The organism is Centipeda artemidis DSM 19719 (assembly GCF_000426665.1).
GTDB lineage: Bacteria > Bacillota > Negativicutes > Selenomonadales > Selenomonadaceae > Centipeda > Centipeda artemidis.
In genome coordinates this window covers 482,569-504,794 of the sequence record NZ_AUFU01000001.1, presented here as the reverse complement: position 1 = coordinate 504,794, position 22,226 = coordinate 482,569, and the positions used below count along the sequence as shown (strand labels likewise).

The window sequence follows — 22,226 nt, the reverse complement described above, 5'->3', positions numbered from 1 at the left end:
CACCGTGACCAAACGCATCTGTCTTTCCGGCGCGGATATGTACGAGCTGGAGGAAGTATTCGCCGGGCGGCGCGGCATCATCTCCGTCCGCACGGGCTATATCAATGCGGCGGAGAATGCGCGTCACGAGGACGTCGCGACCGGCGCGGCAGGGGGGCGCATGGGCATCGAGATCGCGTTCGATCCAAAGAAGATCGACATCTCGCAGATCCTCGACCTCCTCTTTGCCGTCGTCACCCCGTACAGCATTGACGGACAGGGCTATGTGCGCGGCGCCGCGTACCGTGCCGGCGTGTTCTACGAGAGCGCCGAGGATGAACCGCTGGTCGCGCTCCATATGACTTTTCTCGCGGGGCGCGGACGCTGCCCCGACACGGGCGAAGCGCTTGTGCTCAACGATCCGAACCACAACGCCGACGCGCGGCGCGTCATGCACGCGACAATGGAGCGCCTGACCTCCTTTCAGCCGGCGGACGACTCTCACCAAGGGTATTTGAAGAAGCATCCGGAGACGGAGACCTACATCGATTTCGGACGTTTGCGGGAACTCGTTTCACTCTAAATTATAATGTAATACGACGGTCATAGAAGATATGCGCTTCTATGACCGTTTTTCTATATGATATGCGCGCAATTATTATAAAATAGCATCACAATACATACTTTTTATGCTATAATGCAGTTCATAGAGAAAGTCATTGAATCAGAATGATTTTGGGGGAAGTAAAATATGATGATACGAAGTAAGCTTCGGGCGACGCTTGTTATCTTATTTGCACTCATTGTAGGACTCGTGGGGCTTAATTTTTTCGTATTAGAGCAGTTAAAATCGGATTCGCCCTCGGTGAATAACGCGGGCGTCCTCCGTATGCGCGTCTATCGGCTTGCGTGGCTCTCATCGCGTCTTGTTCATGCCGACGTTATAGAGGCGGCGGGGATTCGGGGCGAGATGCTTCGGTATATTGGCGAGTGTGACCGTACACTTGAGGGGCTGGAGCATGGCGATGAGGAGCTGCGCCTCCGTCCCGCCGCCGATGCCGATGTACAGAGGGAGCTCGCGCATGTCAAGTCGATTTGGACATCCTACCGCGCCGATGTGCTCGCCGTGGCGGATGCCGCAGCACCCGAAGCGCGCGCGGCGGCGGAGATGAAGGTTGCCGTTGAGGTCAACGGATATGCAGAACAGGTGAACGAGCTGGTGCGCGCCTATGATGAGGCAAACCGCACGAAGATCGTACTGGCGGAGAATATTGGACTCGGTATACTCGTCGCGGCACTTATCATCTTTGCCGGAGCTTCTTATCTCATTATCACGCAGATGCTCCGCCCGCTCGCGGCGCTTACGCTTTCCTTTGCGAGGGTTGCGGGACGCGAGGGCGATCTGCGGCAGAAGCTCCACGCGGATCGGGAGGATGAAATTGGACGTATCGTCAGCTGCTTTAACAATTTCGTTGCCGATTTGCGCCGCATCGTGAAGGAGGCGCAGGAATGCTCTGCGGAGGTCTCTGCGCTTGCTGAAAATCTCTGGAAGGCAAGCATCGAAAACAGCAGCGCCGTGGAATATGCGGCTGCAGCGGTCACGGATATGGCGGACAGCACGCAGAAACAGAACGACGACATTCGAACGCTCGCATCGAGCGTATCGGGGATTGCCGCGCAGGTCAAACTGATGCAGGAGCAGATCGGCGGTATCGAAGCAGCCGCACGGAGCGGCGCTCTTATCACCGCCGCCGAGCTGACGCGTGCGTGCGCAGACAGCGCGTCGGCCGCAACGAACGATATCGCTGAGGCGGCACAGCATATTGCCTCCTGCACCGAAGAGGGGGCGGCAGCCATTGAAGAGCAGAGCGCTTCACTGCAGGCGTTTGCCGCCGCTGCAGAGCATCTATCGGGACTTTCTGCAAAGCTTGACGGGCTGGTTGGGAAATTTAAGGTATAGCAATAAAAATATCGGCAGGAACAATGTTCCTGCCGATATTTTTCATCTGTGCCCGCCGGCGAATGCCGGCGTTTCACACACGAGAGCTATCCTCAGCGCTGTGCGTTCAGCACATCCTCATAATGCTGTATCTTTTTATTGAGCCGTTCAATCGTCGCATCCAGCTCATCCCGTTGGGTATGGAGCCGGGTGCGCTGCTCTTTTAGAATGTTGAGCCGCTCGAGCTCCGTTCCCTCGACAAAAGACAGCGCCACATACTGCGTGAGCGATGCGATCTGCACGCCGCAGTCACGCATGCACTTGATGAACGCAATCCATTCGCACGCCTCTTCATCAAAATTGCGGATGCCGCTTTCCGTTCGTTTGATGCGCGGCAAAAGTCCAATGCGTTCATAGTATCGCAGCGTATCCGTTGAGATGCCGTACTTCTTACTGACTTCTTTTATTGTCATGAAACCAATCCTTTCCGCGCAAAAAATTCCTTTATTATGGGGATTATAAGCGATGGAGCAAACTATAAGTCAAGTACCTAAAAGGCAGTTTCGGCATAATGAGTTGAAAATAATTCGGTTCGGACTGACATAGAAAGGTTTTTTCTGTGAAAGCCTTTACTTTTTGTGCCTCCTTTCGTAGAATAGGAGCAGGAATCATCGGCTCTGCGTGCGCAGGGCAGTTTGGATATGGGACGGGGGATGTTTTATGCTGAAAAAGGCCATTGCGGTCGTCACCTCAGGCGGCGACAGCCCGGGGATGAATGCGGCGGCGCGTGCTGTGGTGCGCACTGCCGTCTATGAGGGTGTCGAGGTCTACGGAGTGCACAACGGCTACAGCGGCATGGTGCACGACGATATTGAGCAGCTCACGACGCGCAGCGTCAGTGATCTCATCCAGCGCGGCGGGACGTTTCTCGGAACGGCACGCAGCAAGTCATTTATGACGCCCGAGGGGCGCAAAACAGCGTTTGAAAATCTGCGCAAACGCGGCATCGAGGGGCTCGTTATCATTGGCGGCGACGGCTCGCTCACGGGCGGCTCGATGATGAGCCGTGAAACAGGGATGCCCATCGTGGGGCTCCCGGGAACAATCGACAACGATGTCTGGGGCATGGATTATACCATCGGCTGCGATACGGCGTGCAACACCATCGTGGATGCCATCAACAAGTTGCGCGATACAGCATCCGCGCATCGCCGCATCATTCTCGTCGAGGTTATGGGGCGGCATTCGGGCTGGCTTGCCATGATGTCCGGCATCGCGGGCGGGGCAGAGTTCATCCTCGTACCGGAGGTCGCCTACGATCTCGAGGAGATCAGCATCGAACTGCAGGAGATGTATGACCGCGGCAAACGCTACAGCATCATTGTTGTCGCGGAGGGCGCGGGTTCCGCCATAGAGATCGGCAAGATCATCAGCGAGAAAACTGAAATCGACACGCGCGTCTCCGTTCTCGGACACATCCAACGCGGCGGATCGCCGACCGTCGAGGATCGCATCAAGGCGTCCATGCTCGGCGAAAAGGCGGCACTCGCCGTCATTTCGGGCATCAACGACGTCGTGTTCAGCTTCAACGAGGGACAAGTCGTCAGCGTGAACCTATTTGAGGCGGTGAATAATAAGAAGACGCTGGATCCGGAACTTGTACGTCTTTCCCGCGTCTTAGCGTGAGACGTGACGCGGGATTTTCGCGCCTAACTTTGTCATGTCGTCGGACACTGCGGTCGACGTAGCTTTTTACTACGCCTTCCCTTGTGTCCTCCTCATTCCTCGTTATGCATCGAAACTTCCGCGCCACTTACTCATCGACGCAAAGTGGGCTTTTGGCACATAACTGTGTCATATTGTTACGCCGCCATAACTTGTTACAGGGCGCAGCAGCGCGGCGCCACTACGGGGGCGCATAGGTGGATAGGATTTCGTAAAGCCGGTAGCTTCCTTGCGGTGGTCACCGGAGGGGGCTAGCTATGCATCCAAACTTTCGCGTTACGATGTACGCCTAAAATCCCGCGTCACGTCTAATTTACTCTTGACAACACTTCCCCTCCCATGCTAGACTATGCAATGTTGCAGAAGTGAATAGCTTTTGAGAGCACGTGGAGAGTTGTCCGAGTGGTTGAAGGAGCACGCCTGGAAAGCGTGTGTGCGGTGATACCGTACCGAGAGTTCGAATCTCTCACTCTCCGCCATTTTTATTGATTTTTCTCAGGGCGGGCTGCAGTGCCTTGGTCTCGCGCAATGGAGCCCTGTGAACCCCGTCAGGTCCGGAAGGAAGCAGCGGTAAGCGGTCAGCCTCATGTGCCGCGAGGACACCTGGGAACTGCGGTCTGCCGTGGGAGAAATCGTGCGTTACAGCAGCCGAGAGGCTGCTTTTTTGTTTTTGTGGTTTTTCCTAAAGGGAAGGAGGATGCCCCATGTCCTATGTTGCGCTCTATCGCCGCTGGCGCCCGACGAGCTTTGCCGATCTCGTCGGGCAGGAACATATCAGCAGGACGCTTTCGCGTGCCGTGACATCGGGACAGACGAGTCACGCCTATCTCTTTACGGGACCGCGCGGCACGGGCAAGACGAGCACGGCAAAAATCCTTGCGCGTTCTCTGAACTGTGCCCAAGGGCCGACGCTCACGCCCTGCGGGCAGTGCGAGTCCTGCCGCGCGATTGCGGAAGGGTCGTCCATGGACGTCTTTGAGATCGACGCGGCGTCGAACCGCGGCATCGACGAGATCCGCGATCTGCGCGAGACGGTAAAATTCGCGCCGACCGAGGGACGCTGCAAAATCTATATCATCGACGAAGTGCATATGCTGACGACGGAGGCGTTCAACGCGCTGCTCAAAACGCTCGAAGAGCCGCCGCCGAGCGTACTCTTCATTCTCGCAACGACTGAGCCGCACAAAGTCCCCGCAACGATACAGTCACGGTGCCAACGCTATGACTTTCACCGCATCACTGTCGCGGAGATTCGGGAGCGGCTGAGCTATGTCTGCAGGGAATCAGGGATCGCAGCGAATGATGACGCGCTCGCCATCATCGCAGCGCAGGCGGACGGCGGGATGCGGGACGCGCTCTCCATCCTCGACCAGTGCAGCGCACTCGCGGAGGGGACGCTGACCGCAGAGCAGGTGCAGGAATCGCTCGGACTCGTCGGCAAGGAGCGCATTGCGCAGCTCGCTGTGCAGATCGCTGATAAGGATGGCTCGGGACTTCTCGCGGGGCTGAGTGAGCTGCTGCAAAGCGGGCGGGAGCTGAACCGCATCTTTGTAGAACTCGCCCTGCATTTCCGGGCGCTGATGATTGCGGGCGTTGGCGGCGCGTCCTTTGCGGCAGAGTTTTCCGGGACGGAGGCGGCGGAGCAGCTGCGTGCAGACGCCGCGCGTTTCTCGCAGCCGGAGATTATGAACATCCTGCGCCGCATCAGCGAAACGCTTCAAGAGATGCGCACGGCGCCGCAGCCGCGGATCACGGCGGAGACACTGCTGCTCTCGCTTTGCCGCGAATCCCTCACGCCGGCGGACAGCGGAACGCATACTGCGCCTGCAGCGCAGCAGCCGTCTGTCGATACGGGGCGCATCGCGCGTCTCGAGGCGCAGGTGCAGCAGCTCACGGCGGCACTCGCCGCAGTGCGGAGCGGTACTGTATCCGCTCCTGCCGCTCTTGCATCCGCCGCCTCCCCGAAGGCGGTCAAGCTGCCCGCCGCACGTGCGCCGCAAAGCCGGGGAAAAGCCGCCGCGGCAAAGCCCCCCGACGCTGCAGAAAAGGTGCAGCGCACACTCGATATGGAGCTTTGGCAGCGCTTTTCCGCACAGCTTGGGGTGCGGGATAAACTCGCGGCGTCACTCCTTTCAGGGGCTGCCTATGAGGGCATGACGGAGCGGCAGTTTTTCATCCGCCCTGCGCGTGATATCGCGCGGAAGTTTATCCGCGAACGGCACCGCGGCGTCTTTGAAGAGGTCATGACAAAGCTTGTCGGGCGTGCCATGGAGGTTGTCTGCACGGGAGACGAGGAGGAACAGGAGAGCGTGCCGATCCCGGCGGCGCCGCAGCAACCGGAATATCCCGCGCAGGTGAAGGATTTGCTCTCGATTGCAGGGGCGGGAGCGCGCGTCGAGGAGATCGAAAAACCGGCGCGTCAGGATCGTCCTGCCCCCCCCGCTGCTCCGACCCGTGCAGTACCCGAGGAGAGCAGCGTGCCGTACGACACCTACGAACCGACGCCGGATGAGGAGGCGGAAATGTTTGACGAGCTGCCGGACGACGAAGAGACTTGACGCATCCCGCGCTTTTTGTTAGGCTATACCATATTGGTAGAAAAAAGGAGAATGCATATGTTTGGTGGCGGCGGCAATATGGCCGGTATGATGAAAAAAGTTCAAAAAATGCAGAATGAGATGAAGAAGATGCAGGATGATCTCAAGCGGCGTACGGTGGAGGTTTCCTCCGGCGGCGGCGCGGTGAAGATCGTCATGGACGGGGAGAAACAGGTGCAGAGTCTTATTATCGCACCTGCAGCGGTTGATCCTGAGGACATCGAGATGCTCCAGGATCTTCTCTCGGCGGCATTCAACGAGGCGACGAAGAAGGTAGACGATATGATGGCGGCGGAGATGGGCAAGCTCACGAGCGGGCTGGGGCTGCCGCCGGGACTCCTCTAAATGCAGCACATCGCACCGCTCACGCAGCTCATGGAGCAGTTCCGTGCACTCCCGGGCATCGGGGCAAAGACGGCGGCGCGCCTTGCCTATCATGTCCTTGACATGGATATGGAGCGCGCACAAAGGCTCGCGTCCGCCATTGTCGAGGCAAAGCGGAAGATCGGATTTTGCTCGACCTGCTTTAATCTCACGGACACCGATCCCTGCGCCATCTGCACAGCGGAAAAACGTGATCACAGCGTCGTCTGCGTCGTGGAGCAGCCGCCTGACGTCGCGGCGATGGAGCGCATGAACGACTACGACGGCGTGTACCACGTCCTGCACGGTGCGCTCTCGCCGCTCGAAGGCGTCGGACCGAACGACCTGCGCATCAAGGAACTGGTGACGCGCGTTGGAACTACGGATGTGCAGGAGGTCATCATGGCGACGAACCCGAATGTCGAGGGGGAGGCGACCGCGATGTATATTGCAAAACTTTTGAAACCGATGGGCGTACGCGTTACGCGCATCGCGCACGGACTGCCGGTCGGCGGCGACCTTGAGTATGCCGACGAGGTGACGCTTTCGCGCGCGATGGAGAACAGGAGGGAGATTTAGATGGATATTATCGCAGGCGTTGCCGTTGCCATCGTTTTGTTCTGCATTCTGGGCAAACTGATTGCGCTGCCGTTTCATATTTTATGGAAACTTATCACGAACAGCATCATTGGCGCCATCATCCTATGGGGGATTAACCTCTTTGGCGTCGGCATCAAGATCACCTTCCTCAAGGCGCTTGTTGCGGGCATATTCGGCATCCCGGGCGTTGTGCTCATCCTGATCGCGCACGCGCTGGGATATTAATAAAAAAGAACGTAAAAACAGGCTGCTGCACGAATGTGTTCCGTTCCGTGCGGCAGCCTGTTTGTGCGCTTTTATGTAATTTGACAGCCGATATTAGTCCTTGCCCCGCCGGATCGTGAGCACGAGCAGCCCTGCGCCGCACATGAACGCGCCCATGAGGTAGTAGCCGAGATCGAACGAGCCTGTGTTGGTCTTGATCCAGCCCATCATATAGGGACCGACCCAGCCGCCGAGATTGCCGCAGGAGTTGATGAGCGCGATCGAGCCCGCGGCAGCGGGACCCGATAGGAATGTTGTCGGGATCGTCCACCACACGCCCATCGACGCATAGATGCCGACGGCGGAGAGACAGATGAGGAAGAGCGCGGCGGCGGGGCTTTCGGCGAAGGGGCTGAAACCAAGCCCGATTGCCCCGACAAAGAGCACGCCCGCCACATGCCAAATCTTTTCGCCCGTGCGCGTCGAGGACATGCCGACGAGCACCTGAACGAGCAGCGCCGCAGCCATCGGAATGGCGATCGCCCAACCGAGGAATGCCGTCGACCAGCCCGAGAGGCTTTTGAGCACCGTCGGCATCCAGAAGTTAAAGCCCCAGAACCCGATGACCCACAGGAAATAGATGAGACAGAGCCGCAGTACCTTCGGATCGGACATCGCCTGCCACACCGTGTATTTGCGGGCGGATTGTACCGTGTGCAGTTCTCCTGCAATGGTATTTGTAAGATAGGTCTTTTCCTCATCGGTGAGCCAGGACACCTGCGTCGGGTGATCCTTGACCCAAAAGAAAAAGATAAAGGCGAAGAGCACCGCCGGTACTGCTTCAAGCACGAAGAGCACCTGCCAGCCGTGCAGTCCGAAGAGCGGAATCTCCAGCAGCGTCCCCGCGAGCGGCGCTCCGATGATCGTCGAGATGATGAGCGATGTGAGCATGAGCGAAGTCGCCCGTGCGCGTTCGCGCTCCGTAAACCATGCGGGGAAGAGAACGGAGTAGATCACAGGATAGAGACTTGCCTCCGCCGCGCCGAGCAGGAAGCGGCAGACGAAGAAGCCGGTCTCGGACTCGATGAAGGCGAGCGATGCCGAGACCATGCCCCATGTGAGCATGATGCGCGCGATCCACTTTGCGGCGGAGAACCGCGCCGCGACGAGCGCGCCCGGTACCTCGAAGATGAGGTAGCCAACGAAGAAGATGCTCGCGCCCATGCCGAAGATTTCGGGCGTCAGCCACGGCAGATCCTGCTCCATCGTCAGTTTTGCATAGGCGATGTTCACGCGGTCGATACACGCGATGACCGAGACGAGAAAGACGGGGAGCACCATGTGCAGATCGCGTTTTCGCTTGAGCTGTGCAAGCTGTGCATCCGTCATGCGACGTACCTCTGATACAGCTCGACGAAGAAGAGCGCAGCGGCAAGCCCGATCGTCACGAAGCTTCCGCGCGTGACGAGCATACGCTGCGTCTCGCTGAGCTTATGCCCGTGGTAGCGGTTCGTGTAGGTAAGTCCGAGTGAAATCGTCAGCAGGACATACATCGCACGGCTTGTCATATCAAACATCTCCCAGCCAGCAATCGTCAGCGTCAGCGTGAAGAGCACAATGCCGAGGATGAGATAACCCTTGCCCGTCGGCGGCGCAGGCGTCGTATCCTTTTGCGGCGCGTTCTTTTGTTTTAACTTTTTTAACATTCTTGCCATAGCTGTCAGTCCCTTTGTTTATTTATTGTAGAAACGTTGCAAGTATATCACAAAAAAAACTTCGCCGCCATATTGTTTTTTGCGGTACAGGATACTATAATGAGAAAAACTTAACCTTTGTCTCAGAGTGAGGGATGATGAGATAGGTTAGTTCTAAAGAAAAATTAGGGGAGGAACTGAAAATGTCAGTAGCAAAGAAAATCGTCCTAAGTATGGGCTTTTTAGTCATAATGTTTGGACTCTACGGATTTTATGCAAATCATGCGAGCAGCGTGCTGAATGGGAACACCATCAGCGTCTTCAGCTGGGCGCATGTCATTAATGTGGGCAGCCAGCTCCAGTCGCTGTCAGCGGATGGGCGCGAGTATGAGCTCATGCGCATCACAGCGCCGAACGAGGAGGAGCGGTCACGCGCGGCGGGGCTGATCTCGCAGCTCACACCGCAGCTCAACAAGGTATACGAGGAGTACGAAAAGGCGATTAATGAAGCGCCGTTCCAGAACGAAGCCGATCGCGCGCAGAAACTCGCTCGCATTGAAAAACTCAAGCAGGAGCGTAAGAATTATGCGTCTGTGCGGCAGCACGCAACGGATCTATTGAATGCGGGGGATACCGAGGCGGCTGTGAACTATGCATTCAACGAGCAGTCCGAAGTCTACAAACGCATGACCGATCTCCTCGAGGAGGACAAGGCGGACAGCGTCCGGCTTGCGCGTGCGGAGATGGCGCACAGCGAGGAGGTATTCTCCGGCGTCTGGATGACAACCATCATCGCGCTGACCCTCGTCGTTATCATTTCGGTTGCGATCCTCGTCCTGCTCCTGCGCAGTATCAAATCCTCTGTGGATACGATTCTTGAGGGGGCACGGCAGATTGCGGCAGGTGATCTGCGATCGAAGATTGAACTCACGGGCGACGACGAGTTTGCCCACATTGCGCATCAATTCAACACCATGGTTGAGAGTATGCAGACGATGATCTGCAAGATTAAGACGACGGCAAGTAATGTTGCAGGTTCCTCGGAGGAGCTGACTGCGAACGCAAACGAGTCTGCGCAGGTCACGCAGAATGTCGCGCAGTCGATCACAGAGGTTGCGGAAGCGGCGGAAAAACAGATGAAGATCGTCGGCGAGAGCCGCGTCATCGTCGAGGCGTTCCAGCGCGGACTTGAGGATGCGATTACAAATCAGCGCCGTGCGCGTGAGCAGACGCAGGCGACAGCGGAGAAAGCGGCAGAAGGCAACGCCTTTGTTCAGTCGACTGTCGAGCAGATGAACTCCATCGCAATGACCGTACAGCAGACGGGTGAGATTATCAGTAAGCTCGGCGAGCGGTCAAAGGAAATCGGCAATATTGTCGAGATCATCTCAAGCATCTCGGGACAGACCAACCTGCTCGCACTGAATGCCGCCATCGAAGCGGCGCGCGCCGGGGAGCACGGGCGCGGCTTTGCCGTTGTCGCCGAAGAGGTTCGAAAACTCGCCGAGGAGTCACAGAACGCCTCGCAGCAGATTGGCGAACTCATCCGCGGCATTCAGAGTGAGACGGAACATGCCGTCGCTTCCATGGAGGAAGGGCGCCGCGAAGCTGAAAAGGGCAAAGAAAATGTATCCGCTACGGGCGAGAACTTCTCCGAGATCCTTCATATGGTTGAGGAGGTAAAGACCGCATCGCTCGCCGTCAGCAAGCGGGTTCTTGAGCTCCGCGAAAACATGGGACAGATTATCGAAGGTATGGGTACTATCGATACCTCTGCCAAGGGCATCGGCAGCGAGTCGCAGAACGTTTCCGCCGCTACCGAAGAGCAGGCGGCAGGCATGGAGGAGATTGCCTCCTCGAGCCGCAGCCTTTCGGATATGGCGATGGATCTGCAGACGGAAACGGATAAATTCAAAGTATAAGATTTCCTGAGCAACCGCCGCATCCTGCATTTTGTATGGGGCGGCGGTTTTCTCATAGGTGCGGACGCGGTGTATTTTTATATTTCCTCTTGTCTGTTGCAGACGAGTATGTTATAATATTTTTCAAATATACAATCAATTTTGAGGAGTGTGTGCGCGTGAGAGGTGCGGAAGCAGTTTTGGCATGTCTGCGCGAGCAGGGCGTGGATACGGTGTTCGGCTATCCGGGCGGTATGATTCTGCCGCTCTACGATGCGCTCTATGGACAGGACAGCGTGCGTCAGGTGCTCGTGACGCATGAGCAGAACGCGGCGCACGCGGCGGACGGCTATGCACGCGCAACAGGGCGTGTCGGCGTCTGCATCGCCACCTCGGGACCGGGCGCAACGAATCTCGTGACGGGGCTTGCAACGGCATATATGGACTCGATTCCTGTGGTCGCCATCACGGGACAGGTGGATATGGCGATGCTCGGTCGTGATGCGTTCCAAGAGACGGATATCCTCGACGTGACGATGCCCATCACGAAGCACAACTATAAAATTAAGCGCGTGGACGATCTCGTCCCCGCGATGCGCAAGGCTTTTGAACTCGCACGGAGCGGGCGCCCGGGACCGGTGCTTCTCGATGTGCCGCGCAATCTCTTTTTCGAAGAGATCGTCTATGCGCCCGAGGAAGTAGCCCGCCGCACGCCCGGGACGCCGGATGCGGACTTTATGATCTGTGCGGCGGAGGCGGCGGAGGAGATCGTACGCGCAGAGCGTCCGCTCGTCATCGTGGGCGGCGGCGTGATCTCTGCCGGGACGTCCGCCGAGGTCACGGCGTTCATTGAGAAATATAATTTACCTGTCGTGCATACTCTTATGGGTATGGGCGCCGTCAGGAGTTCGCACCCGCAGATGCTCGGTTTTGCCGGGATGCACGGGGAGAAAGCTGCGAACTATGCCATCGGTGCGGCGGATCTCGTCATTGCGATCGGCAGCCGCTTTGCCGATCGGCAGACGGGAAATCTCAGCAAGTATACGGCGAACCGCAAGTTTATCCACATCGATATCGATCCTGCCGAAATTGACAAGAACATTGCGGGCAGTCTGGGGCTTGCAGGCGATATGCGAACCATTCTGGAGCTCCTTATGCGGCAGCCGCCAAAAGGGCGGCTTTCCGCATGGTGGGAGCAGATTCGCGCGTGGCAGGATACGTATGACTATGACTACCATGTCGGGCGTCTGACTGTGCCGTGGGCGCTGCATCGGATTGCAGAGAGCACAATGGGCAAACCCTATGCCTATGCGACGGACGTGGGGCAGCATCAGATGTGGGCGGCACTGCATCTGCGCGTGGAGGAGCCGCGCACGTGGCTCACTTCGGGCGGGCTTGGGACGATGGGGTATGGACTCCCCGCAGCAATGGGGGCGCAGGCGGCGTGGGGCAGCAGCCGTCGTGTCATCCATATTGCGGGTGACGGCGGCATTAAAATGACAGGCAGCGAATACTATACGATTGCCCGGCTGAATCTCCCCATTCTTTCCATCATTGTCAACAACCGCAGCCTCGGTATGATCCGTCAGCTGCAAAAGGTGCTCTATGATGAGCGCTACATTGCGTGTGCGCTCGATCATGAGATGGACTACGTGAAATATGCGGAGAGCTTTGGCATCAAGGCGGTGTCGGTCAGAACGCAGGAGGAGTTTGCTGCGGAGCTTCATGAAGCATTGGCAGATGCGGCGCATCCGCGTGTGATCGTGATGGAGACGGAGCGCAGCTTTGTGGAGCCGATGGCGAAGGGCGGTGCGCGCATTGATGAATTCGTCGATTTCAAATAAGGACGCAGGTTCGTTGCGGCGTTGGGGCGAAGCGGGGTTCTCTCTGCTCTCGACGATGCTTGCCGTGATGATCCTCGGTATCGTGCTTGCGATCGCGGTGCCGCGCTTTTCCGCGGCGATCGCCGCGGCGAATACGGTGAAGGTGCAGGCAGATCTGACCGCGCTTGATACGGCGATCACACTCTACCGAACGACGCACGGAAAGAACCCCGAGAGCATCGATAAACTGTCCGATTATATGACGGATCTTGCACATCTAAAGCCGCCCTCGGGTAAAGCGCAGGCGGAGGGCAAAGAGGTCGATCTGACAGGGAAGTCCTATGCGCTTGCGACGGTGGACAACGTGTGCCGTGCCGTATGCGACGGCAAGACGGCAGAGCAGTATGCGCGGAAGGAATGAGAACGGAGGTCGCTGTGATGCGTGAGCCGGCAGGTCGTCTCGTTCCGTCGCGCCGCTCGGCTCCGGTTCTTGCCCTCTTGTGGACGCTTGCCTGCGCCGGGATCTTCGCGATGCATGGGATCGGCGTGCGGCTCTTCGTGGGCACTCTGTTTTCGGCGGTACTCCTTTGGCTTGCGTTTTTGGATGTGCGTGACGGGTTCTTGTATGACTGCATTACGCTGCCGTTTGCCTTTGCGGGCGTGGCTTTTTCGGCGGGTGGGTTGACGATGCCTCTCATTGATGCGATTCTTGGCGGGACGCTTTGCGGCGTCTTATTTTATTGCCTGTATATTGCCGCGCGGGGCGGTATGGGCGGCGGCGATGTGAAATTCGCCCTCGGCATAGGGCTGTGGCTCGGTTGGGAATCGGCAATTATCGCCGTGTGGACGGCATTTCTCATCGGCGGCATGATGGCGGCATTCCTGCTTTTGACGAGGCGCAAAGGGCGGCGCGATGCGCTCCCCTTTGGCCCCTGCCTCGCGGCAGGCGGGTATCTCGCATTTCTTTGCGGCGATGTGATTTGGCGGCTCTATTGGGGGCTTGCCTGATGTGTGCGCAGATGCGCGGCATGGCGCTTGTCGAGATGCTCATAGGGCTGTCCATACTGACAGTGCTGCTCAGTGCGGCGCTGCCGCTGGGACACCGCGTCTATACGCGGGCGGCAGTGACGTACGAAGCAATGCGGCTTGCTGCAGAACTGCGCCGGATACAGGCGATCAGCCGTACGACCGCGACTGTACTCTACGTACTCGATCGGGATCGGGCGGGCTTTCGCGAGCCGACCCTCTTCATCCGGGCAGACGGTTATGATATTCGCCATCACCTCGAAGGGCGTGTCCAATCGCACAGCACACTGCCGCTCGTACGCCTGGAGCGTGACAGCCGCAGCGACCGTCCTGCTGTATTTGACGGGAACGGGGGCATCTCGCGGGAGGGCGGGAATATGACGATTCGCGTCTATGCTCTTGGGCATAAGGAGGATTTTGTGGACGTCGTTATCGATCGTGCGGCGCGGATTCGTCTTGCGCGGGGGACACCGTGAGACGGCGAGCGGCGAAGAATGATGCTGCGGGCTACCTTCTCTTCGAGACCGCTGCGCTTGGGTTGATTGTTCTCGCTATGGCAGCGGTGCTTGGTATCTTTGCGCGGACGGCACTGCTCGAAGCGGAGGGGCGTACGCGCATGGATGCGGCGCTCATCGCACGGGAAGAATTTTCTCTGCTGGAAGCGCGGCTCGATGCGGGAGAGCATATAGAGAGCAATACCATAACCGTATTACGAAATGACGTTGACTATACGATGACAATGCAAATTAATGTCGACAATATGTTTTATGACGTGACGCAGCGCATCTCATGGACGGTATGGGGGCGGGAGCGAACTGCGGAGTTTGTACGGAGGCTGCGGGCACATGGGACGTAGAGCGGGACATAAAGAGCGCGCAGAAGAGACGGGCATGATTCTCGCCGAGCTTGCGGCAGGGCTTCCGATCATTGTGCTTTTCCTGACTTTTCTCATGGTTGCTGTTCTATGGAGCCGACAAAACTATGCACGGCAGATTGCGGATGCGGAGCTGCGGCAGGAGATGCAGAGCGCCTTTGCCCGTATCGTTGAGTCAGCGCTCCTCTCTGACCGCATTGAACCGCATTTTCAAGGTGGATACGAAATGCAGAGGAATATTGAGACGGGGCGGATGCAGACGCGGTATTGGGTGGATGCGGGGCGTCTGGTCGTCAACTATGCGTCGTTTCCCATGACGGGCTCATTTGCAGGTGCGGGCGTACATATTTCGGAACTTTCTATTGAGCAGGAGGATGCGGTGCCGCTTTATCACATCCGCATGACGGGGGAGAGTGTCGTCACAGGACATACGTATACGCTCGAGACGCGTGTGTATCTAAAGGGGCAGGGAGATGTGCGCTGATGTCCTGCGCCGTGATGAGCGCGGTGCGGTTTCAGTGCTTGGCCTCGGGATGCTCGCGGCCGTTCTCTTGCTCGCGCTCGGCGCGGTTCATTTTATGCGCACAAGTACGATCATTGCCGCAGAGTATGAGCGCGAGACCCAACTGCGGCTTGCGGCGGAGAGCGGGATCGAGACGGCTGCTGCGGCCTTGGAACAGTCCTCTGAGGCGTATGGGGAAATGCCGAAATCGGGGTGGCGCAAGGAGCTTTCCGTCGGCTCGGTTCCCGTGACGGGCGATATTGAGGTGCGCGTCTTTGTCGAGACACGTGCGGGTGGGCAGATCTATCTGATCGCCGCCGCCGTGGATCATGAAAAGCCGCATATCGACGACGGTGCGGACTGGCTGCGCGGCAAGCTCGTGCGCGCCGCTATGAAAAAGCATGAGAGGGAGGAACGCTATGTTTGGCAGCGTTTTTTCTAAATACCTGCATCCGGTGCGCGAAGCGGTCGGCATCTATCCAAGCGCACACGGTCTCGTCTATGCGCATCTTTGCGCGCCGGACGATACTGCCGGTGTATGGTCGGTGTCTATGCTGCGCAGGACGACGGATGTGTGGCAGGCGGAGGACGATCCCGGGCGGCTCGCGGGGCTCGTTCGGGAAGAACTCGCGCGCAGGGAGGAGACCCATTTGCCGCTTGCACTTGCCCTGCCTGAAGCGGCTGCAAATATTGTGCAGAGGGAACTGCCTGCAGCTCTTACCGGCGAAGAGCTGCGGCGCGCGCTCCTCTGGTTGATTCGCGCAGAGACAGAGGGGGATGCCCATATCGAAGAGAAAATGCTTTGCTGCACACCGCTGACCGATGTGCCGCCGTATCGCTATTGGACGGCGGTAATGCCCGCAGTACAGGTGCGGGCGGTATATGCGGCTTTTGCCGAAGCGGGGCTTTCTCTGCAGCGCCTGACTGTTTGTCCGCCGGGCGGCGGTATGCTTGCCCCACAGATTGAAGCGGCACGTGCCGCCCCGCTGCCGTGGGCACAAACGAATTCCGAATCGGAGACATCCGTGGACGAGGAAGTGCTGCCCGCGATTTACGCGGGGCTGCTCTTTCATCCGGAGACGCCCGCACAGTGCTATTGGGGCAGCACGCAGAAGGCAATAAACCTCTGCCGCTGTGCTGCAGCGGCAGTTGCCGTACTTGCCGCAGTGCTCTTTTGGGGAATCGCGTCTGACATCGGTTCCTATATGACGGCTGTGCAGGCACGGGATGAGATGCGCGCGGAACTTCTTCTGCACAGTGCCGATCAGAACCGGTTGGAAGAAGAGACTGAGCTGCGTGCCGATATGGAAGAACGGGCGCAGCTGCTTGGTGCGTTCCTATCGGAGAGTCGTCCGCTGAGGGCGCTGCTCATTCGGCTTGGCACGGCGGCGGGGGGCGGCGTACGTCTTACAGCGCTCAACGCGGAGGGGCAAATGCTGCGCATTGAAGGAGAGGCAGTGCACTATGCGGCGCTGACTGCGATGATGACACGCCTGCAGGAAGATGCCGGATTCCCCGACGGTATTACGCTCGAGCGCGCGGAGCATGAACGTGGTGCGGCGGGAGAGCCTGCGCATGTGCATTTTGTCCTGCGCGCGGCATGGCGGAGCGAGGTGTGAGGATGGGGCGTTTTTCGATGTGCGGACGATTGCGGATTGCCGCGGGCGGACTGCTGATCCTCGGGGGGCTCTATGTATTTTTCCTTGCGCCGTATATCGCATCGGCGCGTCTGAGTGCACAGAAGGAATGTGCGGCGGCTCATACGCAGCTCGCACGGCTCGCATCATATCGCCGCGCGGACGAGACGGAGACCGCCCGGCTTGACCTGCGCCGCAGTACATACAGTGACGCGCTTCCGGATATACTCGGTCAAGGCGCGTTCCTCACCGATGTGGAGCACACGGCACATGCGGCGGGCGTGACGATCGATGCTGTCGCGCCGCAGCCGCCCCTGAGTGCGGATGCGCTGACCGTCCTGCCAATCGAGCTGTCCTTTCACGGGAATTATTACGCCGTCCTCGATTTCCTGCATGCGCTCACGGAGGGGGCGCGTGCCGTTCGCTTGGGCGATATGGAGATCAAGGCGGACGAAGGAATCCTGCACTGTGTGCTCATCGTCGAAATCGCATCTGCGGTACAGGCACGAGATAAAAATCTGCCGTGATGTTATGGTTACACTCTTGTTTTTGTATCGCAAATAGAATATTATAGATAATGATTATGGATTATAGGCATGGGAAGGGATATCAATGGGCGGACTGCGTTTTATGACGGCGGGTGAGTCGCACGGTGCGGCGCTCACGGCGATACTCGAGGGGGTGCCTGCCGGGCTCAGGATCCCGCGTGCGGCGATCGACGATGCACTCGCACGTAGACAGCGCGGATACGGGCGCGGCGACCGCATGAAGATCGAGACGGATCGCGTCACGGTGCTTTCAGGAATGCGGTTCGGCGAGACCCTTGGTTCGCCGCTCACCTTGCAGGTGGTCAATCGCGATTTTGAAAACTGGACGGATCGCATGGATCCCTTCGGTGCACCCGCAGGTGCAAAGGTCACGGCGGTGCGCCCGGGACATGCCGATCTGACGGGCGTGTTGAAATATGAACGCACGGACGCACGCGACATCCTTGAGCGGTCGAGCGCGCGGGAGACAACCATGCGCGTTGCCGTCGGTGCAGTCTGCGGCGCGCTGCTGCGGGAACTCGGGATCACCGTTGCGTCGCATGTAACGGTGATCGGCGGCGAAGCGGTGAACCGCGCGGCGATCCGCGACGAGGACATCGGCGTCACGAACAGCGCCGACCTGAGCTGCTGCGATCCGGACGCCGCGGTACGCATGAAGGCGCGCATCGACGCGGCAAAGGCGGTGGGCGATACCCTCGGCGGCATCTTTGAGATCGTTGTGCGCGGGCTTCCCGCAGGGCTCGGTTCACATGTGCAGTGGGATCGGCGGCTCGATGGGCGGCTCGCAGGGGCGCTCATGTCCATTCAGGCGATCAAGGGCGTCGAGATCGGCGCGGGATTTGCCTGCGCGCATGTGCCGGGCAGCGAGATTCATGACGAAATCTATATGGACGCGGACGGGCGTCCATATCGCCGCACGAACCGCGCAGGCGGACTCGAGGGCGGTATGACAAACGGAGAACCGCTCGTCGTGCGCGCCGTGATGAAGCCCATCCCGACGCTCATGGCACCGCTTCATACGATCGATATCGCATCGAAGAAAGAAGTGTCTGCCGCAAAGGAACGCAGCGACTGCTGTGCCGTGCCCGCCGCATCCGCCGTCGGCGAGGCGATGCTCTCATTCGTACTCGCGGACGCGGTCTGCACCATGTTCCACGCGGATACGATGACGGATCTCATGGCGTCCCTTGCGGCATATCGCGCGCGTATTGACAGCAGATGGCAGGACGTATGAAAAACATCGTTTTGATCGGTTTTATGGGGACGGGCAAGACGAGCGTCGGGCGTCTTCTAGCAGCGCGGCTCGGCTGCGCTTTTCACGATCTCGATAAAAAGATCGAGGAAGCGCACGGCATGACCATCCCCGAGATGTTTGTCCGCCACGGCGAGCCATACTTCCGCGCTCGCGAAAAGGAAGCGGTCGCCGCAGCGGCGGCGCGCGGGAACCTCGTCGTTGCGACGGGCGGCGGCGTTGTCAAGGACGCGGAGAACATGCGAGCGCTGCGTAAAAACGGCATCATCGTTGCGCTGACCGCAGACATTGATACCATCCTTGCACGTACGGCGGCGCGCGGGCAGCGCCCTGTGCTCGACCGTGCGGATGAGGGGGATCGCCGTGCCGCCGTCGCCGCGCTTATGGAGGAGCGGCGGCTCCTCTACGCAGGCGCGGACGTTACCGTTGACACGACGGGACGCGCGCCGCTCGAGATCGCAGAGCATATTATGCAGACCATACGGATATGGAGAAAATAACAATGCGAACGGTAGAAGTCGCGCTCGGAGAGCGCAGCTATCATATCTATATCGGCGGCGGACTCATGGACGAGCTCGCGGCATTCGTGCGCGCGGCGGACTTCTCTTCGCGCGGACTGCTTGTGACCGACGCGCAGGTTGGCGCGCTCTATGGCGCACAGGTCGCCGAGACACTCACACGCGCGGGGATTGCGGCCGAGATCGTCACGATTCCCGCGGGAGAGCCGTCGAAATCGCTCGACATGGCGAACCTCATCTACACGCGCGCCATCGAGCTCGGGCTTGACCGCAGGTCGCCGATCTTTGCGCTTGGCGGCGGCGTCGTCGGCGACCTCGCAGGATTTATTGCGGCAACGTATATGCGCGGTGTGCCCTTTGTCCAGATACCGACCAGCCTCCTCGCACAGGTGGATTCGAGTGTCGGCGGCAAGGTCGCCGTCAATCATCCGCTCGGAAAGAATCTCATCGGCGCGTTCTATCAGCCTGCGGCGGTCTTTATCGACCTCGATTTCCTGCACGCGCTCCCGCCGCGTGAGATCGCTTCGGGACTCGGGGAGATCATCAAATACGGCATCATCTCGGACGCGGATTTCTTCACATGGCTTGCGGAACACACCGGCGATGTGTGTGCACTCCGGCGGGAAGCCGCGATACATATGATCGCGCGCTCCTGCGAGATCAAGGCGGACGTCGTTGCACGCGACGAGTACGAGGGCGGGCTTCGGCGCATCCTCAATTTCGGACATACGATCGCCCACGCCGTCGAGACGGAGACAGGCTACACGCGGTATCGTCATGGTGAAGCGGTCGCCGTCGGCATGGTCGGTGCGGCGTATATCAGTGAGGAGATGGGACTGCTCGCGCCGGAGGAGCGCGCACGCATCGAAGCCCTTCTTTGCGGTGTCGGGCTGCCGCTGTGCGCGGAGGGCGTCGCACCTGATGCGATGTACGCCGATCTCTTTCACGATAAAAAGACCGTCGGGGGGCGTCTCCACTGGGTGCTTGCGAAGGGCATCGGGAGCACGGAGGTACGCGCCGATGTGCCGGAGGAGACGGTGCGGCGTGCGTTGGCAAAAATAGTCAAAGGTCCCTGAAGTGCACTTAAGAAAAACTTATTTTCAACGAATGAACAATGTGGGGAGGTGAGTGTGTGCGATCGCATCTGTATTCGCTGATCGGGACGCTGATTGCTGCAGTTATACTATGCTTCGGGCATGCGGTATCTGCGGCGGCGACCGATTTGGAATGGGAATACTGGGCAGAAAGCACACCAATGCCGCAGACCCCCGCGAAGCGGCCGCCGAATTTTTCGCCGGAAGAGGGGCAGTGGCGGAAATTCAATCCACAGTACGGCGTTGCCGTCCCGAACGATGAACATTACGTTTGGGTACGCGTGTTTATTCCTCTGAATACGGCGGCGGATGACAGTCTTTTTTTCTCGACGAACGATCAGTCCGTGCAGGTGTTTCTCGACGGACTTCCCATCTATCGCTATGGCGCACTCAAGCACCGCGACTATACATACGGGCGCAAGTGGCACCTCGTCAACCTGCCTGCCTGGGCGTCGGGGCGGCATCTTGTCATGCAGGTGTATGCCGACAACCGGTGGGTTCTTGGACAGTTTGACCGTGTACGGCTGGATAAATCCTCCCATTTGATCGAACACGTCTTTCTCCATGATTTCCCCTATGTCAGCGGTGTGACGGCGCTCGTCATCTTCATCATTCTGCTCGGCGTCTACTTTTTTACCGAGAAAAAACTGCGCGCCACCTATGTGCGTCTGATTACCTTCCTCTTCATATTCTTTGTGTGGATGCTTGGCTCATCGAGTCTCATGCTGCTCTGGCTCGATTATCCTGTGTTTTGGTGGTATGTCGAGATGACGGCGGCATATCTCATCATTCTCGCGGGATATTGGCTCATCTACCATGTGATCGATGAGGATTATAAAAAGCGCGTCCTGCGCGTTTCCTACGCCTACATCGCCATTATTCTCGCCGCGGTTGTGCTTGAGCTCTGCGGCTTATACGGCATGTATCTTATGCGGTTCTTCTTCTATCCCACGCTCGTTATCTGCGGCATTCCAACAGCCTATTGGCTTTGGAGCTGTCACAAAAAGGGGAATATGTACTGCCGTCCGATCCTCATTGCGTTTGCCGCACTGTCGATACTTGCGGTTCTTGATGGGCTGTCGTTCCAGTTCCGTGTCTTTGCGTGGAACACTTACCTCCTGCCGTTCGGCATCTATACAGTGGCATTCTTTATTGTCCGGCTGATCCTTGACCGAGCGGCGAACGAACGCTATCTCTCCGATCTGTCCGCATCGCTCGAAAGTCAGGTGGATGCGGTCACAAAGCGTATGGAGGTTGATCCTCTCACGAGCTGCTACAACCGCAACAAATTTCCGTCGGCAGTGCACGACTTCATGCGGATTGCCCGCGACACAGGCGAGCCGTTCTCACTGATCATGTTTGACATTGACCACTTCAAACGCATCAACGACACTTACGGTCACGATGTCGGCGACGTCGTGCTTGTGAATTTTGCCCGCACGATCAAAGCCTTTCTCGATCGGCGCCATATACTCATCCGCTGGGGCGGCGAGGAGTTCATCCTCCTCTGCCTGCACTACGACGGTGCGCAGGCGCAGGCATTCGCCAACGTGATCCGCGAGGCGGTCTCCGAGGAACGCATTCACCCCTCGGATCAGGTTACGTGCAGCGCCGGTGTCGGTGTTTGGTACGGCAGCGACGAGGATACCGCAGACTGCATCGTAAAGCGTGCGGACACCGCCCTCTACGAGTCGAAACAAAACGGACGCAACCGCGTCACCTGTGAACCGGACTGGGCGCTCTACATGCCAAAACGCGGCGTAAAGCGAAGTCAAGCCATGCCGCCGCCAAACTGCACCGGACGTGATTCCGACCGGAACGGCGAAAATAGGGACTAGAAAAATTTTTCCTTGCACCCGCGCGCATCTTATGTTATAGTCATCAGGTATGTGTATAGATGGTCCGCCGGGCGCAGAGGGCGTCCGTGAACATCTGATCGAAGGAGGAAAA

At 58.4% G+C, this 22,226-nt stretch carries 24 protein-coding genes, 1 tRNA gene and 1 other RNA gene; 23 read left to right on the top strand and 3 right to left on the bottom strand.

What is annotated here, in order from left to right; all coding sequences use genetic code 11:
- Positions 1 to 4 precede the first annotated feature (4 nt).
- Together K341_RS0102405 and K341_RS0102400 are read left to right on the top strand one after the other, a co-directional pair.
- Positions 5 to 562: a peptide-methionine (S)-S-oxide reductase gene (locus K341_RS0102405; protein ID WP_009752640.1), complete on the top strand. Its 558-nt coding sequence runs from the start codon at positions 5 to 7 to the stop codon at positions 560 to 562.
- A 168-nt stretch (positions 563 to 730) separates the two neighbouring features.
- Positions 731 to 1,939: a type IV pili methyl-accepting chemotaxis transducer N-terminal domain-containing protein gene (locus tag K341_RS0102400; protein ID WP_009349575.1), complete on the top strand. Its 1,209-nt coding sequence runs from the start codon at positions 731 to 733 to the stop codon at positions 1,937 to 1,939.
- Positions 1,940 to 2,031: 92 nt separating this feature from the next.
- Here the strand turns inward: K341_RS0102400 and K341_RS0102395 are convergent, their stop codons facing one another.
- Entirely contained in the window at positions 2,032 to 2,391 is a 360-nt protein-coding gene (locus K341_RS0102395) for a MerR family transcriptional regulator (RefSeq protein ID WP_026761713.1), read from the bottom strand.
- Between the two features lie 247 nt (positions 2,392 to 2,638).
- Here K341_RS0102395 and pfkA point away from each other — a divergent pair, with 247 nt between their 5' ends.
- The 7 genes from pfkA to K341_RS0102365 all read left to right on the top strand — a co-directional run bounded on the left by pfkA (position 2,639) and on the right by K341_RS0102365 (position 7,428).
- On the top strand, positions 2,639 to 3,604 hold the full coding sequence (gene pfkA, locus K341_RS0102390) for a 6-phosphofructokinase (RefSeq protein WP_009349577.1): 966 nt from the start codon (positions 2,639 to 2,641) through the stop codon (positions 3,602 to 3,604).
- 427 nt (positions 3,605 to 4,031) lie between these two features.
- Positions 4,032 to 4,122, top strand: a tRNA-Ser gene (locus tag K341_RS0102385).
- Positions 4,123 to 4,155: 33 nt separating this feature from the next.
- Positions 4,156 to 4,255: signal recognition particle sRNA small type (ffs, locus tag K341_RS12215), an RNA gene on the top strand.
- Between the two features lie 92 nt (positions 4,256 to 4,347).
- Positions 4,348 to 6,201: a DNA polymerase III subunit gamma/tau gene (gene dnaX, locus K341_RS0102380; protein ID WP_009349578.1), complete on the top strand. Its 1,854-nt coding sequence runs from the start codon at positions 4,348 to 4,350 to the stop codon at positions 6,199 to 6,201.
- A 57-nt stretch (positions 6,202 to 6,258) separates the two neighbouring features.
- Positions 6,259 to 6,585: a YbaB/EbfC family nucleoid-associated protein gene (locus K341_RS0102375; RefSeq protein ID WP_009658469.1), complete on the top strand. Its 327-nt coding sequence runs from the start codon at positions 6,259 to 6,261 to the stop codon at positions 6,583 to 6,585.
- Complete coding sequence (gene recR / locus K341_RS0102370) at positions 6,586 to 7,182, top strand: recombination mediator RecR (RefSeq protein WP_009349580.1); 597 nt, start codon at positions 6,586 to 6,588, stop codon at positions 7,180 to 7,182.
- Entirely contained in the window at positions 7,183 to 7,428 is a 246-nt protein-coding gene (locus tag K341_RS0102365) for a pro-sigmaK processing inhibitor BofA family protein (protein ID WP_009349581.1), read from the top strand. It abuts the gene before it with no gap.
- Between the two features lie 93 nt (positions 7,429 to 7,521).
- Here K341_RS0102365 and K341_RS0102360 read toward each other — a convergent pair whose 3' ends face one another.
- Both K341_RS0102360 and K341_RS0102355 read right to left on the bottom strand, forming a co-directional pair.
- Positions 7,522 to 8,796: an MFS transporter gene (locus tag K341_RS0102360; RefSeq protein ID WP_009349582.1), complete on the bottom strand. Its 1,275-nt coding sequence runs from the start codon at positions 8,794 to 8,796 to the stop codon at positions 7,522 to 7,524.
- The gene (locus K341_RS0102355) at positions 8,793 to 9,122 is read right to left on the bottom strand and encodes a hypothetical protein (RefSeq protein ID WP_009349583.1); all 330 of its coding nucleotides are present in this window, start codon (positions 9,120 to 9,122) and stop codon (positions 8,793 to 8,795) included. Before K341_RS0102355 ends, K341_RS0102360 begins: the two co-directional genes overlap by 4 nt.
- 182 nt (positions 9,123 to 9,304) lie before the next feature.
- Between K341_RS0102355 and K341_RS0102350 the strand changes: the two genes are divergently transcribed.
- From K341_RS0102350 to K341_RS0102285, 14 genes are all read left to right on the top strand, one after another.
- Positions 9,305 to 11,023: a methyl-accepting chemotaxis protein gene (locus tag K341_RS0102350; RefSeq protein WP_009349584.1), complete on the top strand. Its 1,719-nt coding sequence runs from the start codon at positions 9,305 to 9,307 to the stop codon at positions 11,021 to 11,023.
- Between the two features lie 158 nt (positions 11,024 to 11,181).
- Entirely contained in the window at positions 11,182 to 12,846 is a 1,665-nt protein-coding gene (gene ilvB / locus K341_RS0102345; protein ID WP_026761712.1) for a biosynthetic-type acetolactate synthase large subunit, read from the top strand.
- A 67-nt stretch (positions 12,847 to 12,913) separates the two neighbouring features.
- On the top strand, positions 12,914 to 13,246 hold the full coding sequence (locus K341_RS0102340; protein ID WP_428829695.1) for a type II secretion system protein: 333 nt from the start codon (positions 12,914 to 12,916) through the stop codon (positions 13,244 to 13,246).
- A gap of 17 nt (positions 13,247 to 13,263) precedes the next feature.
- Positions 13,264 to 13,833: a prepilin peptidase gene (locus K341_RS0102335; RefSeq protein ID WP_026761710.1), complete on the top strand. Its 570-nt coding sequence runs from the start codon at positions 13,264 to 13,266 to the stop codon at positions 13,831 to 13,833.
- The gene (locus K341_RS0102330; RefSeq protein WP_009349588.1) at positions 13,833 to 14,327 is read left to right on the top strand and encodes a pilus assembly FimT family protein; all 495 of its coding nucleotides are present in this window, start codon (positions 13,833 to 13,835) and stop codon (positions 14,325 to 14,327) included. Before K341_RS0102335 ends, K341_RS0102330 begins: the two co-directional genes overlap by 1 nt.
- On the top strand, positions 14,324 to 14,707 hold the full coding sequence (locus K341_RS0102325) for a hypothetical protein (protein WP_009349589.1): 384 nt from the start codon (positions 14,324 to 14,326) through the stop codon (positions 14,705 to 14,707). Before K341_RS0102330 ends, K341_RS0102325 begins: the two co-directional genes overlap by 4 nt.
- On the top strand, positions 14,697 to 15,209 hold the full coding sequence (locus tag K341_RS0102320) for a hypothetical protein (protein WP_009349590.1): 513 nt from the start codon (positions 14,697 to 14,699) through the stop codon (positions 15,207 to 15,209). The genes K341_RS0102325 and K341_RS0102320 overlap by 11 nt, the downstream gene beginning before the upstream one ends.
- Complete coding sequence (locus K341_RS0102315) at positions 15,199 to 15,669, top strand: hypothetical protein (protein WP_009349591.1); 471 nt, start codon at positions 15,199 to 15,201, stop codon at positions 15,667 to 15,669. The genes K341_RS0102320 and K341_RS0102315 overlap by 11 nt, the downstream gene beginning before the upstream one ends.
- Entirely contained in the window at positions 15,647 to 16,846 is a 1,200-nt protein-coding gene (locus tag K341_RS0102310) for a PilN domain-containing protein (RefSeq protein ID WP_026761709.1), read from the top strand. Before K341_RS0102315 ends, K341_RS0102310 begins: the two co-directional genes overlap by 23 nt.
- Positions 16,828 to 17,391 (top strand): type 4a pilus biogenesis protein PilO, encoded by a 564-nt coding sequence (pilO, locus tag K341_RS0102305; RefSeq protein WP_009349593.1) that lies wholly within the window; start codon positions 16,828 to 16,830, stop codon positions 17,389 to 17,391. The genes K341_RS0102310 and pilO overlap by 19 nt, the downstream gene beginning before the upstream one ends.
- Positions 17,392 to 17,476: 85 nt before the next feature.
- Positions 17,477 to 18,646: a chorismate synthase gene (gene aroC / locus K341_RS0102300; protein ID WP_009349594.1), complete on the top strand. Its 1,170-nt coding sequence runs from the start codon at positions 17,477 to 17,479 to the stop codon at positions 18,644 to 18,646.
- Positions 18,643 to 19,164: a shikimate kinase gene (locus K341_RS0102295; protein ID WP_009349595.1), complete on the top strand. Its 522-nt coding sequence runs from the start codon at positions 18,643 to 18,645 to the stop codon at positions 19,162 to 19,164. The genes aroC and K341_RS0102295 overlap by 4 nt, the downstream gene beginning before the upstream one ends.
- 2 nt (positions 19,165 to 19,166) lie before the next feature.
- Positions 19,167 to 20,258, top strand: a complete 1,092-nt coding sequence (gene aroB, locus K341_RS0102290; RefSeq protein WP_026761707.1) for a 3-dehydroquinate synthase — start codon at positions 19,167 to 19,169, stop codon at positions 20,256 to 20,258.
- A gap of 56 nt (positions 20,259 to 20,314) precedes the next feature.
- Positions 20,315 to 22,114: a GGDEF domain-containing protein gene (locus tag K341_RS0102285; RefSeq protein ID WP_026761706.1), complete on the top strand. Its 1,800-nt coding sequence runs from the start codon at positions 20,315 to 20,317 to the stop codon at positions 22,112 to 22,114.
- Positions 22,115 to 22,226: the final 112 nt, after the last annotated feature.